Raw genomic sequence first — 13,096 nt, forward strand, 5'->3', positions numbered from 1 at the left:
CGGAGCCGTCTGCATAAACGTTCCTTTAACCCGCATGAAACCGGACGGTTTCCGACCGCCAGGGCCTGTGGGGCCCCGAAAGGGGGCCGTAAGGCCCCTGTGGGTGCCCATCGAGCCACTTTTTCATGTGAAGGATTTCACGAACCTTTTTCGCGGAGGGCCTCCGGAGCCCCCCGCTCGGCGCTCCAGGCACCCACCGGGACGTCCCTGACCGCCGCGCCAGGTGCGAACAAAAGCTGGCGGTCTCCGCGCACGCACAGGATCCGGACGTATGGCCCACGTGAACCGCCCCGACCCCTGCCGGGGCGACCTCACCCACGGCCACGACAACGCCCGGGGCAGCGAAAAGGCTGGTGCGCGGGGCCGACGGAACCGGGTAACGTCTTTGTCATGTTCTTCCAGGCGCCGATTTACGAGTGAGAGCGTGATGGGCCCCTGCTGACGTCCTTCGACGTCGCCGCCCGTCCCCCACCGATGAATCCGTAGATCACTTCACATCATTACCGGGAGAACCCATGACCGTGAGCAAGAACATCAACAACCCCGTGGGCCAGGGCGGCGGCCAGCGCAAGCGGCAGTCCCGCGCCGAACGCCAGAACAACGGCCCGCACCGCAACCTCGACCGCCAGGGTGCGGCCGACCAGAAGTCGGAGCTGGTGCGCAAGATGCGCGAGAAGGCAGCCGCGGCTGAGGCCGCCGGGCAGGCGGGCGACGACACCGGCGACGACACCGCACAGAGCTGACGCACCGCCGCCGCAGGGCGGCACCGCACGGGGCAGGGCCCGGACCGCGACACGCGGTCCGGGCCCTGCTGCCGTTCGGGCTACGGCAGGTAGACGCGCTGCCACTCCAGTGACGACATGCCCTGCGCGGCATCGGCCAGCGCGATCGCCGACGGCGTCTTCAGCTTGGCCCGCGTGCTGTCGACCCACTCCTGAGCCTTGGCGTAGCCCTGCTCCAGGTACTCCAGCCCCTGGATCATGCACTCCAACTTGTCCGCGTCGCGCGCCACCATGACGTCGAGCGAGTCACCGTTCTCGTACTCGTGGACAACCGCTTGCACCCCTGCCGCCACAGCGGGGTGCGCCTGGGACACCTGGTCGGCGGTGACCTTCTCGTTGTCGGCGGCCGTGAGGTAGCGGCGGCCGATCCAGGGGATGTCGCCGATCCGGGTCTCCTGGGTGTCGTGGAAGGTGCAGAGCAGCGCGACCTTCGCGGGGTCGGCGCCTTCCATCATCGCCAGCACCGACCCGATGACGGCGGTACGGAAGCTGTGCTCCGCGATCGACTCGGGGTCCTTCACCCCCACGATCCACCAGCCGGTCCGCTTCGCGCGCTTCAGCAGGCCCATTTCCATGAGGTAGCACACGGACCCCTTGGCGTACTGATCGTCACTCATGCGGCCTGTCCTCTCAGATGAATCACGGGCTGTTCAGTCTCAGAACGTAGTGCACGGCATCGAGCTCCCGCCGGGCCTGCTGTGAGACCGAGCCACTGTCCAGCAGCAGGGCGACCCTGCCCCGGAGTTCCTGCGCGAGCCCGGGGTCAGCGGCGAGTACACCGGGGCGGGAAACGATCAGGGACCACACCGAGTGGACGTTCAGGTCCACGCACCCCAAAGCGGGGTCCAGCCGATCAGCGATGCTGCGCAGCAGGGCGCCCGCGTCCCAAAGTCGCGGCGAGCGGTCCGCCATGAACGAGTCGTCGGACCGCGGGGCCCTGTCGAGGCCGAGCCAATAGGCCCAGTAGTTCAGGTTCGCGATCTCGCCCGCGTCGTCCCCCATCCCTCGCTCGATGAAGCCGTGCAACACGTCGAGTTCCCCGTACCTGGTCAAAGACGTGGCCAAGGACCTTGCATCCGCCCATTCCGGCGACCACGTCGAATGCGTGAGACGCACGGGCCTCCGCGCTCGCATATCGGCCAGCCAGGCATGCGTATCCGGTGCCGTGTCGTAGCTGCACAGGTAGAGGGCTTGGCGGCGCAAGAGGGCACCCCCTTCGCCCGACCAGTCGGCGATCTCCGCATACCTGCGCATGTGGTCGTAGAAGCGCCGACGCTCAGGGTCCGCGAGCATGGGGTTGACCGGGGACGGCCCACGGCGGCGCGGCGTAACTGCGGGAGCGGGAGGCAGAGCGGCGGGAGCGATCCCCGTGAGCGCCCACGCAATCATGTGGGTTGAAGCTCGGGTGAAAACCCACCCCGCCAGAGGGTGACGGCTCAGATCGCTGTCCGGCGGACCTTCGTCCAACGCATAAGCGATCACCGAGTCAGCTTCCATGGCGGCGTCGAGCAGGACGAGCAAGTGGGGATCCGCGCCATAGCCGAGGAGGCGTCGCCGGAGTGCCAAGAGCTGTCCAGCGGCCATTGCGGTCACCGGGCGCCGCCCACTCTCCCAGCCCTGCACCGTGGTCGCGTCCACTCCTAAGCGCTCCGCGATCCCCCGTTGCGTGCAGGGCAACCGCTCTCTGATGACCTTGAAAACATGCCCGGTTACCAGCCCTTCACTGGCTCGATTACGGGAACACTGACCGCCGGTCAGTGTTCCCTTGCCGGGATGGGAACGAGTAGGAGTCATCGCCTGCTCTCCGGTGGCGCGGCCTTGAACAACTCATACAGAGGGTCAGTTTTTGGACTGTACCGGTCGCCGTAGCTTCGTTTGAGCGAGCGCACGGCACGCGCGCTTCGACCATAGTCGCGCACAGCGACGACGCGAACACGCGCGTGCAGTGGATCGCTCCCGTCCGCCCCAGCACCCACGAGGCCGAGCGATGACCAACAAGCAGGAACTCGACCGTTGTCCGGAATGCGTCGAGATCAAGAACGCCCGCCGCGAAGCTGCGACGAGAGGCGATCTCGACACGATGAAGGCCATGGCCACCCGCATGGGAGTACACCAACGGGAGGCCCACGCATGACCGCCCGAGCCATGAACGGGATGGCGGGGCGGTCCGGATGAGGAGCGCCGCGCGGGAGCGACTGTCACTCCTCATCACCGCTTGGGGCGTTGACGGCGCCCTCCGCGTCGAGCACACGACGAGACGCGCACCGGAACAATCAGCGGACGGCGGCGATCTTCCACCCGGCACCATGCGGTTTCCGGAATGCGAATGTACGGAGCACCGGGCGGGGCGCGGTCGGCCGGACTCGTCCGTGCGACTGCTCGCTCCCGAGGCCGACCTTTCCCAGGACGGGGGCTGTCGGTAATGGGACGGTCGCGATCCTCCGTCCACCGGGTGTGGCGTTCCTTGGAAACGTGGTGGTGCCTGCACGGCCAGTTCTCCAGACCCGTACGGGCCGTCTGGCCGAGCCGTCGCCGGGCGCACGCCCACGCTTCCGCCTGTCTGGCGAAGCCGGGGTTCCTCGATGCGATTCACGAGGCAGCGAGGCGGCCGAGCTGCAACCGCACACAAGATGACGTGGTCGGCCTCCCCCACACCAGCGGGCCGCCCGCCATGCCGACCCCCGACATGCCCACCGCAACCCGCGCCTACTACCTCCCGGCTTCCTGACCCACGCAGTTCATCTGTCAGGCGAACAGCCTGCAGTCGTCCACAGATCCCAGACGAATGGAGACCCACCATGAGTGGCACGGACGAGGTCAACGGGTACGACGTCTTCGAGAACGAGGTCGTATCGGCGCCGGACCCAAATCCGGAGGAAGACGACGAGGACGATGACTGACGAAACGCCGTCCCCGGACGAGCCACCGAGCAATCGATTCATGATCGGGCTGCTGATCAAGCGCGATCTGCCCGACAGGTCCGGGCCCTCCGAATGGTGCGGCAAGCACCCCAAGGAGCGGACGAAGCTGGTCGTCCGTAAGGGGTGGGTGTGCCTCGACTGCGTACGCGAGAACAGCCGCCCGCAGTAGCCACGGCCGGCGCACCCCCTGAACGAAGCGGGCCGCCCGGAGTCCCATGACTCCGGGCGGCCCGTACCGCAGGTTCCGAACCGTCAGGCGTTGTCGCCGGTCGCCACGGACCACGCGATGCCGTCCAGGATGTCGTGTTCGCTCACCACGACCTCCCGCGCGCCGATCCGTTCCATCACGGCCTGGAGGACGAGCGCTCCCGCGCCGATCACGTCCACCCGGCCCGGGTGTATGGCCGGGATCGCCGCGCGCTGCTCGTGGGTCGAGGAGAGCAGCATGCCGGTGATCTCCTGGACCTGGTCCAGGGAGATCCGCGCGTGGTGGATCGCGGACGAGTCGTACTCCGGCAGGCCCAGGGCGATGGCCGCGACCGTGGTGACCGAGCCGGCCAGGCCGACGAGGGTGCGGGCCTCGGTGAGGGGGACGGTCTGCTCGGCCTGGTCCAGGGCCGCCTCGATGTCGGCCTTTATGGCGGACAGCTGGCGGTACGTCGGCGGGTCGGTGACCACGCCGTCGTGGACCAGGTGACGCTCGGTCATCCGGACGCAGCCGACGTCCACGCTGCGCGCCGCGCGTACGTGCTCCTCGCCGACGACGAACTCCGTCGAGCCGCCGCCGATGTCCACCACCAGATACGGCTTCGCCAGGTCGTCGCGGCCCGTCAGTTCCTTGGTGGCGCCGGTGAAGGAGAACTCCGCCTCCTGGTCACCGCTGATCACCTCGGGCTCGACGCCCAGGATCTCGACCACGCCACGCACGAAGTCCTCGCGGTTCTCCGCGTCCCGGGAGGCGGAGGTCGCCACGAAGCGCAGCCGGCTCGCGCCGTGCTCCTTGATGACCTCGGCGTACTCCCGGCAGGCGGCGAAGGTGCGCTCCAGCGCCTCCGGCGCGAGCCGGCCCGTGCGGTCGACGCCCTGGCCGAGGCGGACGATGGTCATCCGCCGGTCGAGCTCCTTGAGTTCGCCGGTGGCAGGGTCGGCGTCCGCGACGAGGAGCCGGATGGAGTTGGTGCCGCAGTCGATGGCCGCGACGCGAGTCATGCGCACTCCTGAAGGGTTGGATCGGCCGCCCGGGCGGCGCGCCCGGGGGTCTGCTGCCGGGCGGGGCTCACGCCTTCGCGTCGGCGTCGCACGTCCCGTCGGTGCCGCACGGGCTGACGCAGGGGCCCTTGGCCCACCACTCGGGGAGCATCGCGATGGCCTCGTCGCCCAGCGGGTTCACCCCGGGGCCCGCGGCGAGTGAGTGGCCGACGAGCACGTGCAGGCACTTGACCCGGTCCGGCATGCCGCCGGCGCTCGGGAAGCCCTCCAGCACCTCGATGGCGTCGCGGCGGGTGATGTAGTCCTCGTGGGCGGCGCGGTAGGCGTCGGCCAGCTCCGGGTCGGACTGCAGTCGGGCGGTCATGTCCTTCATGACGCCGTCCGCCTCCAGCGTGCCGATCGCGGAGGCGGCGCGCGGGCAGGTCAGGTAGTACAGCGTCGGGAACGGCGTGCCGTCCTCCAGACGCGGCTGGGTCTCGACGACGTCGGGGGTGCCGCAGGGGCAGCGGTGGGCGATGGCGCGCAGACCGCGCGGCGGGCGGCCCAGCTGCTCCTTGAACGCCGCGATGTCCGCGTCGGTCGGCTCGGTGGGCTCGGTCTTCGGAGGAGGGGTGTCCATGTGTCGCTCGTACTCGCTCGTACTCGGTGTTCTCGAATGGTCGGGGGCAGGCCCGAAAAGGGCCTTACGGGGAGTCCGTGGCGTCCACGCCGTCCCAGAGGTTGCTGTACCAGGGGCGGTTGGCCGCGCCCTGGTCCGTGCGGCGCTTGGCGGGCCCGCTGCCGTCCACCACGCTGTAGCCGGTCTCGCCGGGGCGTACGTAGTGCAGGTGCTCGCGCGCCTGCGCCTCGACGTACGCCGGGTCCTCCAGCCGCGCCTTCTGCTCCTGCAGCCGTTTGACCTGTTCGCGGGCGCGCTCGGACTGGCGCCGCTGGTCGGCGATGTCCGAGCGCTGGGTGACCCACTGGCGCATGGGGTAGGCCAGCGCGACGACCAGGGAGCAGACGACGAGCGCGAGGAGGGCTGCGCGGCCGGTGAGCCGGCTGCGGCGGGGCGGCCGCGCGCGGTAGACCCGGCCGCCCCGGGCCGACGGGCCCTGTACGAGCACCGTGCCGAGCGCCTTGAGCCTGGTCGCGGTGGGCAACCGTTCCGCCGCCACGTCGCCTCCCCGTGGTCTCTGAACGAACGTACGTCCTCGGCCACGGTACGGGACCGTGGCCGAGGACGTAGTGAGGCTGCCGTCTGTCCCGGGAGGGTTTTCGGCCGGGAGCGTTCAGCGCCCGTTCGGAGCCCTGGTGCCGGGGGGAGCCGGCCGGGTGTCAGCCGGGTGTCAGCCCTTGAAGCGCGGGAAGGCGCTGCGGCCGGCGTAGACCGCGGCGTCGTCGAGGATCTCCTCGATGCGCAGCAGCTGGTTGTACTTGGCGACGCGCTCGGAGCGGGCCGGGGCGCCGGTCTTGATCTGGCCGCAGTTGGTGGCGACGGCCAGGTCGGCGATGGTGACGTCCTCGGTCTCGCCGGAGCGGTGGGACATCATGCACTTGAAGCCGTTGCGCTGGGCGAGCTCGACGGCGTCGAGGGTCTCGGTCAGCGAACCGATCTGGTTGACCTTGACCAGCAGGGCGTTGGCGGCGCCCTCCTCGATGCCGCGGCCGAGGCGCTCGGGGTTGGTGACGAACAGGTCGTCACCGACGATCTGGACCTTGTCGCCGAGACGCTCGGTGAGGGTCTTCCAACCGTCCCAGTCGTCCTCGAACAGCGGGTCCTCGATGGAGACCAGCGGGTACGCGGCGACGAGCTCCGCGTAGTAGTCCGTCATCTCGGCGGCCGAGCGGGACTTGCCCTCGAACTCGTACGAGCCGTCCTTGAAGAACTCGGACGCGGCGACGTCGAGCGCGAGCGCGACGTCCTGGCCGGGGGTGTAACCGGCCTCCTTGATGGCCTCGAGGATGAGGTCGAGGGCTTCGCGGTTGGAGCCGAGGTTCGGGGCGAAGCCGCCCTCGTCGCCGAGGCCGGTGGACAGGCCCTTGCGCTTCAGGACGGCCTTGAGGGTGTGGTAGACCTCGGTGCCCCAGCGCAGCGCCTCGGAGAAGGACTCCGCGCCGATCGGCGCGATCATGAACTCCTGGATGTCCACGTTGGAGTCGGCGTGCGACCCACCGTTGAGGATGTTCATCATCGGAACGGGCAGCAGGTGCGCGTTCGGGCCGCCGAGGTAGCGGAAGAGCGGCAGGTCGGACGCCTCGGAGGCGGCGTGCGCGACGGCGAGGGAGACGCCGAGGATGGCGTTGGCGCCGAGCGAGCCCTTGTTGTCGGTGGCGTCCAGGTCGAACATGGCCTGGTCGATCAGGCGCTGCTCGGTGGCGTCGTAGCCGACGAGCTCCGGGCCGATCTGCTCGATGACGGCGAGGACGGCCTTCTCGACACCCTTGCCGAGGTAGCGGTTCTTGTCACCGTCACGGAGCTCGATGGCCTCGAAGGCGCCGGTGGAGGCGCCGGACGGCACGGCCGCACGGCCCGTGGAGCCGTCGTCGAGGCCGACCTCGACCTCGACCGTGGGGTTGCCTCGCGAGTCGAGGATCTCGCGAGCTACGACGACGTCGATAGACGGCACGTGCGTCTCCTTCGTGTGTGTCTGAAGTTCTGCCCCCGAGCCTAACGGGCTCCGGGGGTTCCCCCCGCCGGTGGACCACCTGGCGAGCCGAAAAACCGCACAAATGCCGAGATCATCGGACGAACAGCCGATGTGTTCGCCGAGCGGAGAATCCGGACACGGGGCAACGCCCGGGTCCAAAAACGGCGGAGCCCCGCTCCGGCGCGCCCCGGGGGGAAGGCGCGTCGGAGCGGGGCGGTCCGCTGTGAACACCGGTGGCACGGCGGAGGCCGGCCCGCCGGATCAGCTGAGGTGCAGCTGCTGGCCCACGAAGATCAGGTCGGCGTTCTCGACGACGTCCTTGTTGAGCTCGTGCAGCTTCTGCCAGCCGCCCTTGACCTTCTTGGCCTCGGCGATCTTGGCGAGGGTGTCGCCGGCCTTGACCTCGTACTCGCCGTCGCCCTTCTTGAAGGACTTCGGGGTGGCCTTCGGGGCCGGGGCCGGAGCGTCGTCCTCGTCCTCGGACTGGAGCTGCGGGGCGGCGGCCTTCGGGGCGGCCTGCTGCTTCGGGGCCTGACGCTCGCTGCGGTCCGCGTGCGACTTGGTGGAGGTGCCGCGCGAGGAGGAGGAGGAGGAGGAGGAGCCGGAGGTGTCGACGTCGGCCTTGGCGCCACCGGCGCTCAGACCGGGCACCGCGCAGCCCCAGGCACCCGGGCCCTGCATGGCGAGCAGCTTCTCGGCGACGGCGATCTGCTGGCCCTTGGTGGCGTGGTCGGCGCGGTCGGCGTAGGCCTGGCCGCCGGCGGCGTTCCAGGAGGACTGCGAGAACTGCAGACCGCCGTAGTAGCCGTTGCCGGTGTTGATGGACCAGTTGCCACCGGACTCGCACTGCGCGACGGCGTCCCAGGTGTCGACGGAGGCGGCGCTGGCGGAGGTCGCGGCCATCAGGGGCGCGGCGACGGCGACACCGGCGACGCCGGCGAGCGTGACGATACGAACGGCCTTGGACGGACGACGGTGCTTGCCCTTGGACATGAGTCGGTTTCCTCACCGACGCCTACGAGGTGAGCTGTCGGGTTCGGGCTGTGAGTTGCCCGGCCTGGTGTGCGGTGCACACTCGGCTTCACCCCAAGCCGTCCCGCCCCTGTCGATCATGTGATCGGCTGGACCGTTCCGGCGCCTACCTTGGTTCCCCCGCTCCTGCCTACGGCGCTTTCGCGACGACCCCTCCGGCCGCCGGCAGGATTCGGCGTGGCGACCGTGGTGCTCGCGGTGGCGAGCGGTGACGACGTTAGACACAGCTGGCGTACGGGTTCAAACCCCTGATTCCAGCCACAGTTGCCTCTTGTTACCCGCGGGAACACCTTGTTTCCGCAGGTGAGAGACCATGAACAAACTCCGGATGACTGCCGTCCGACCAGAAGTCAACGAGACCCATGTCTCACTTTCGACTGGAACGGACATTCCCCGCGAAGTCTGCTCTATTTACCGGCTTTTTTCTTGACCTCAAGCTTCTGACCAGGCTGGATCAGGTCCGGATCGTCCCCTACCACCTTCTTGTTGTCCTGGTAGAGGGAGGACCAGCCGCCCTCGACGGAGTGCTGCTCCGCAATGGCTGACAGATTGTCACCAGGGCGCACCGTGTAGTCGCCGGCGCCCGGTTGGTCCGTGCGTGCGCCCCCGTCCCGCGAGGCGCGGCCGTCGTCCGAACGCGGCGTCCCGGCGTGGTCCTTGTCCGTGCCCGTGCCGTCCGTGCCGTCGGGCGTCGGCGTGCCGGAGGAGCCCGTGTCCGTGCCGGGCGTGCCCGAGGGGGCGCCGGGCGTGGTCGAGGGGATCTCGGTGGGGTCGTCCGTGGAGGGCTTGCGGTGCTTGCCGCCCTCCGACGAACCGTCCGTGGGCTGAGTGGACTCGCCGGGCACCGGCTCGGTGGGCTTGCCGGACGGCTCGTCGGTCCCCGTGGGAGCGGACGGCGAGGAAGAGGAGTCGGGAGAGGACGGAGACGGCGAGGAGGAGGGCGAGGACGGCTTCTCGGAGGGAGAGGGCTTCCCGGAGGAGTCGGGCTTCTCGGAGGAGTCGGGAGAGGGGGTCGACGGCGTCGAAGGGGTGTCGCGCGTCGGCGCGGGCTTGGCGGGCGCCTCCGGCTCGGGGGTGTGCGTACTGCCCGGGTTGACCTCCGGCGCCTTGCCGCCCTTCGCGAGCCCCGAGGACACCGCGCAGCTCGGCCAGGCGTCCGGGCCCCGGCCGGCGAGGATCCGCTCGGCCACGGCGATCTGCTGCGAGCGGCTGGCGAGGTCGGGGCGCGGTGCGTAGTCCGTGCCGCCGTTCTGCTGCCACATCTCCTGCGTCATCTGCAGTCCGCCGAAGAAGCCGTTGCCGGAGTTGGAGCTCCAGACACCTCCGCTCTCGCACCGGGCGACCTTGTCCCACGTCTCGGCCTCGGCGGCGTTCGCGCCGGTGGCGGCGAGCAGCGGCATGGCGAGGGACGCGCCCGTCACCCCCGCCGCGACCACGATCGCCGGTACCTGACGGGGTCTGCGGTGTCTACCGTTGCCGGAGCGCATGCGTTGGCCTCTCGTTGGCGGCTCAGTTGATGGTGGTCGAACATAGCGACGGACCACGGGAGTCACAAGCCGGTGTAGCGGAGGTCACGCGAAGGTCACGTGAGTTGACGTATGGTCATCTGATACGCGCAGTGAATTCCACCGGAAGCGTGCGTAGACCACGCATAATCAGCCCGCCGCGCCACCTCAACTCCTCCGGGTCGGCCGCGAGTCGCAGGTCCGGCAGGCGGCGCAGCAGGGTCGCGAGGGCGGCCTGCCCCTCCAGCCGGGCGAGCGGCGCGCCCAGGCAGTAGTGGATGCCGTGCCCGTAGCCGAGGTGCTGATTGTCACGCCGGGACAGGTCGAGGGTGTCCGGCTCGGCGAACCGCTCGGGGTCGCGGTCGGCCGCCGCGAGCACGACGAGCACGGGGTCGCCGGCGGCGATGCGCTGCCCGCCCAGGGTGATCGGCTCGGTCGCGAACCGCCAGGTCGCGAGCTCCACCGGCCCGTCGTACCGCAGCAGTTCCTCCACGCCGGTGGCGAGCAGGCTCTCGTCGCCCTCGGCCAGGGCGCGTTGCAGGCGCTCGCGCTCGCCGGGGTTGCGCAGCAGGGCGTAGACGCCGTTGCCGATGAGGTTCACGGTGGTCTCGAAGCCGGCGAACAGCAGGATGAAGGCCATCGCGGCGGCCTCGTTCTCCGTGAGGTGCTCGCCGTGGTCGCTGGCGCGGATGAGGCCGGAGATGAGGTCGTCGTCCCCTCCTTCGCCCAGTTCCTCCCGCTTGCGGTGGATCAGCTCGGCGAGATAGCCGCGCATCTTCTTCACCGACCGGGCGACGCCGCCGCGCGGCCCGCCGCCGTGGCGGATCATCATGCCCGCCCAGTCCCGGAAGTCGTCCTGGTCCTCGCGTGGCACGCCGAGCAGGTCGCAGATCGCGTAGATGGGCAGCGGGAAGGCGAACTCGTGGATCAGATCCGCCTCGCCCTTGTCGATGAAGGCGTCGATGAGCTGGTCGGTGAGCTCCTGCACGCGCGGGGCGAACTCGGCGACGCGGCGCGGGGTGAAGGCCTTCGACACCAGCCGACGCAGCCGGGTGTGGTCCGGCGGGTCGATGTTGAGCAGATGCGTCATCAGGTTCGCGCTGCGCTCGCCCGGAATGCCGACCTTGCCCTTGCCGTGCGCGGACTCCGAATGGTGCGCCGGATTCTTCGACAACCGCTGGTCGGCGAGGGCCTGGCGGGCGTCGGCGTAGCGGGTGACCAGCCACGCCTCGACGCCGCTGGGCAGAGCGGTGCGGTGCACGGGCGCGTGTTCGCGCAACCAGGCGTACGCGGGGTACGGGTCGGCGGCGAATTCCCAGGTGAACAGGGGCGGCGCGGGGGGTGTGTCCTTGTTCTCGTGCACCCCCCGACGCTACCCCGGGGCCCTGCGGGCCGTGGCCTGTGCACCTCCGCTGCGCGGCACAGCAGCCCGTCCGGCGCTTGAGGACGCGCCCGCAGGGCGCCCGCCGCCGCAGGCGGCGCAGTCGGCCTACGTGTGACCACCGCCGCCGCTGCCGAAGCCACCGCTGCCGCCCTCGTGCCACTTCTTGCGCTCCTCCGACAGCTCTTCCTCGTGGCTGGCGGGGTTCAGCTCGTGCGGCAGCATCCGGTGTTCCTGGTCCTGCACGGGCACTTCGTTCGATTCGTGGTGCTCGGTGACATAGCCGACCGTGCCCTCCTCGTCGGCGTGGCCCGGGCCGTGGTCGGGCGACTTCGCGCCTTCACGCTGCTCCTCCGGCGTGCTCCACGCGCCCATGCGCCGCTGGGGCGCGGACGGGGGCGGCGGTTCCGCGTCACGTTTCCGGCGTCCCCAGAAGACGGCGACGATCAGGAGGATCGTGACGATCACGCCGACGATCGCGGGCGCGATGCCGACGAGGTGGTCGCGGGCTGCGAGGTCCATGTTCTCCAGCATGCGGTCCGGTTACCCCACCTGCGCGCGGACAGCCCCGAATCTGGGCCGAACGGGTGCCCGGTCACCCCGGGCCCCTGGACCGGGCCGCCGAACGCGGGCCCCCGGTGGGTCAGACGCCGTCGGCGCCGCCCTCGGCCGCGCGGATCGCGTCGCGGTAGGCGCGGGCCGCGGCCCGCAGGGCGGTCTCCGGTTCGACGCCGTCCGCCTCGGCCCGTACGGCCAGGGCGAGCAGCTCGTAGCCGACGCCGTCCCCGGCCGGCAAGGTCACGTCCAGGCCCTCGGCCCGGGCCCGGGAGGCCAGCTTCGCGGCCAGGGCCAGGGCCGGCTGACCGAGCGGAACCCCCTCGGTGACCGACTCGCGGTCCTTCTCGACCGCCTTCGTCCGCAACCAGTGCGCCTTGACGTCCTCGGGCGTCTCGGCGGACTCCTCGCCGAAGACATGCGGGTGGCGGTGGATGAGCTTGTCGACGATCACCCCCGCCACGTCGTCGACGGAGAACGGCTCGTCCGCGTCGTCCTCGGCGATCCGGGCGTGGAAGACGACCTGGAGCAGCACGTCGCCCAGTTCCTCGCGCAGCGACTCCCGGTCACCGGTCTCGATGGCCTCCAGGAGCTCGTACGTCTCCTCCAGGCCGTACTTCGCCAGGTCCTCGTGGGTGCGGATGCCGCTCCACGGGCAGGCCCGGCGGATCCGGTCCATGACCTGGACGAGGTCGATCAGGCGGGCGCCCGGCAGATCGTAGGAGCCGGGGAGCAGTTCCAGGGCGGGCATCGTCTCGCGGCCGGAGCCCGCGAGCCGGGCCAGCCCGTCGGTGAGTGCGGACTCACCGACGGCCGAGGTGAGCACCACGGCCGTACGGCTGTCGCTCACGCAGTAGTCGACCAGCTCACGGGCGGTGGCCCCGCCCTCCTCGACCTCGACACCCGCCTCCCGCAGATACGGCAGCTGCGGGTGGTCGGGGTCGGCGCACAGCACCCGGTCGGCGGCGCGCAGCACCTGCCAGGCGGGCCAGGACAGCAGACCGGGGGCGACCCGGTGGCTGGTGGTGAGCAGGACGATGCGGCCAGGTGCGGAGTCGTTCACACCGCCGAGCGTAGGCGA

14 protein-coding genes and 1 riboswitch are annotated in these 13,096 nt (G+C 70.2%); of the genes, 3 read left to right on the plus strand and 11 right to left on the minus strand.

The genetic code is table 11. The annotated features are described in order from the left end of the window. Positions 1–515: 515 nt before the first annotated feature. On the plus strand, positions 516–743 hold the full coding sequence (locus AB8O64_RS14825) for a DUF6243 family protein (RefSeq protein WP_370419596.1): 228 nt from the start codon (positions 516–518) through the stop codon (positions 741–743). Positions 744–823: 80 nt separating this feature from the next. On the opposite strand, the gene AB8O64_RS14830 is transcribed toward AB8O64_RS14825, so the two are convergent. Further along, complete coding sequence (locus tag AB8O64_RS14830) at positions 824–1,399, minus strand: HD family hydrolase (RefSeq protein ID WP_370419597.1); 576 nt, start codon at positions 1,397–1,399, stop codon at positions 824–826. Positions 1,400–1,421: 22 nt separating this feature from the next. After that, on the minus strand, positions 1,422–2,420 hold the full coding sequence (locus tag AB8O64_RS14835; RefSeq protein ID WP_370419598.1) for an XRE family transcriptional regulator: 999 nt from the start codon (positions 2,418–2,420) through the stop codon (positions 1,422–1,424). A 349-nt stretch (positions 2,421–2,769) separates the two neighbouring features. Between AB8O64_RS14835 and AB8O64_RS14840 the strand changes: the two genes are divergently transcribed. Both AB8O64_RS14840 and AB8O64_RS14845 read left to right on the plus strand, forming a co-directional pair. Further along, the gene (locus AB8O64_RS14840) at positions 2,770–2,916 is read left to right on the plus strand and encodes a hypothetical protein (RefSeq protein ID WP_370419599.1); all 147 of its coding nucleotides are present in this window, start codon (positions 2,770–2,772) and stop codon (positions 2,914–2,916) included. A gap of 758 nt (positions 2,917–3,674) precedes the next feature. Beyond that, positions 3,675–3,872, plus strand: a complete 198-nt coding sequence (locus tag AB8O64_RS14845; RefSeq protein WP_370419600.1) for a hypothetical protein — start codon at positions 3,675–3,677, stop codon at positions 3,870–3,872. An 83-nt stretch (positions 3,873–3,955) separates the two neighbouring features. On the opposite strand, the gene AB8O64_RS14850 is transcribed toward AB8O64_RS14845, so the two are convergent. The 9 genes from AB8O64_RS14850 to AB8O64_RS14890 all read right to left on the minus strand — a co-directional run bounded on the left by AB8O64_RS14850 (position 3,956) and on the right by AB8O64_RS14890 (position 13,078). After that, on the minus strand, positions 3,956–4,912 hold the full coding sequence (locus AB8O64_RS14850) for an exopolyphosphatase (protein WP_370419601.1): 957 nt from the start codon (positions 4,910–4,912) through the stop codon (positions 3,956–3,958). Between the two features lie 67 nt (positions 4,913–4,979). After that, a complete protein-coding gene (locus tag AB8O64_RS14855) occupies positions 4,980–5,531 on the minus strand; it encodes a DUF501 domain-containing protein (RefSeq protein WP_370419602.1) in 552 nt (183 codons plus the stop codon). 64 nt (positions 5,532–5,595) lie between these two features. Further along, positions 5,596–6,069 (minus strand): septum formation initiator family protein, encoded by a 474-nt coding sequence (locus AB8O64_RS14860; protein ID WP_370419603.1) that lies wholly within the window; start codon positions 6,067–6,069, stop codon positions 5,596–5,598. 171 nt (positions 6,070–6,240) lie between these two features. Then, the gene (gene eno / locus AB8O64_RS14865) at positions 6,241–7,521 is read right to left on the minus strand and encodes a phosphopyruvate hydratase (RefSeq protein ID WP_356449388.1); all 1,281 of its coding nucleotides are present in this window, start codon (positions 7,519–7,521) and stop codon (positions 6,241–6,243) included. A 282-nt stretch (positions 7,522–7,803) separates the two neighbouring features. Continuing rightward, positions 7,804–8,535 carry a transglycosylase family protein gene (locus tag AB8O64_RS14870; RefSeq protein WP_370419604.1) on the minus strand — a complete coding sequence of 244 codons (732 nt, stop codon included), beginning with the start codon at positions 8,533–8,535 and terminating at the stop codon, positions 7,804–7,806. Positions 8,536–8,539: 4 nt separating this feature from the next. After that, positions 8,540–8,722, minus strand: a riboswitch (cyclic di-AMP (ydaO/yuaA leader). Between the two features lie 259 nt (positions 8,723–8,981). Beyond that, complete coding sequence (locus AB8O64_RS14875) at positions 8,982–10,061, minus strand: transglycosylase family protein (RefSeq protein ID WP_370419605.1); 1,080 nt, start codon at positions 10,059–10,061, stop codon at positions 8,982–8,984. 115 nt (positions 10,062–10,176) lie between these two features. Then, positions 10,177–11,442, minus strand: coding sequence for a cytochrome P450 (locus AB8O64_RS14880; protein ID WP_370419606.1), 1,266 nt, complete (start codon positions 11,440–11,442; stop codon positions 10,177–10,179). 126 nt (positions 11,443–11,568) lie between these two features. Beyond that, positions 11,569–11,982, minus strand: a complete 414-nt coding sequence (locus AB8O64_RS14885) for a DUF6479 family protein (protein ID WP_370419607.1) — start codon at positions 11,980–11,982, stop codon at positions 11,569–11,571. A 121-nt stretch (positions 11,983–12,103) separates the two neighbouring features. After that, positions 12,104–13,078, minus strand: a complete 975-nt coding sequence (locus AB8O64_RS14890) for a nucleoside triphosphate pyrophosphohydrolase (RefSeq protein WP_356449380.1) — start codon at positions 13,076–13,078, stop codon at positions 12,104–12,106. Between the last annotated feature and the right edge of the window lie 18 nt (positions 13,079–13,096).

Origin of the sequence: Streptomyces sp. QH1-20 (assembly GCF_041283565.1) — a bacterium.
Taxonomy (GTDB): domain Bacteria; phylum Actinomycetota; class Actinomycetes; order Streptomycetales; family Streptomycetaceae; genus Streptomyces; species Streptomyces syringius.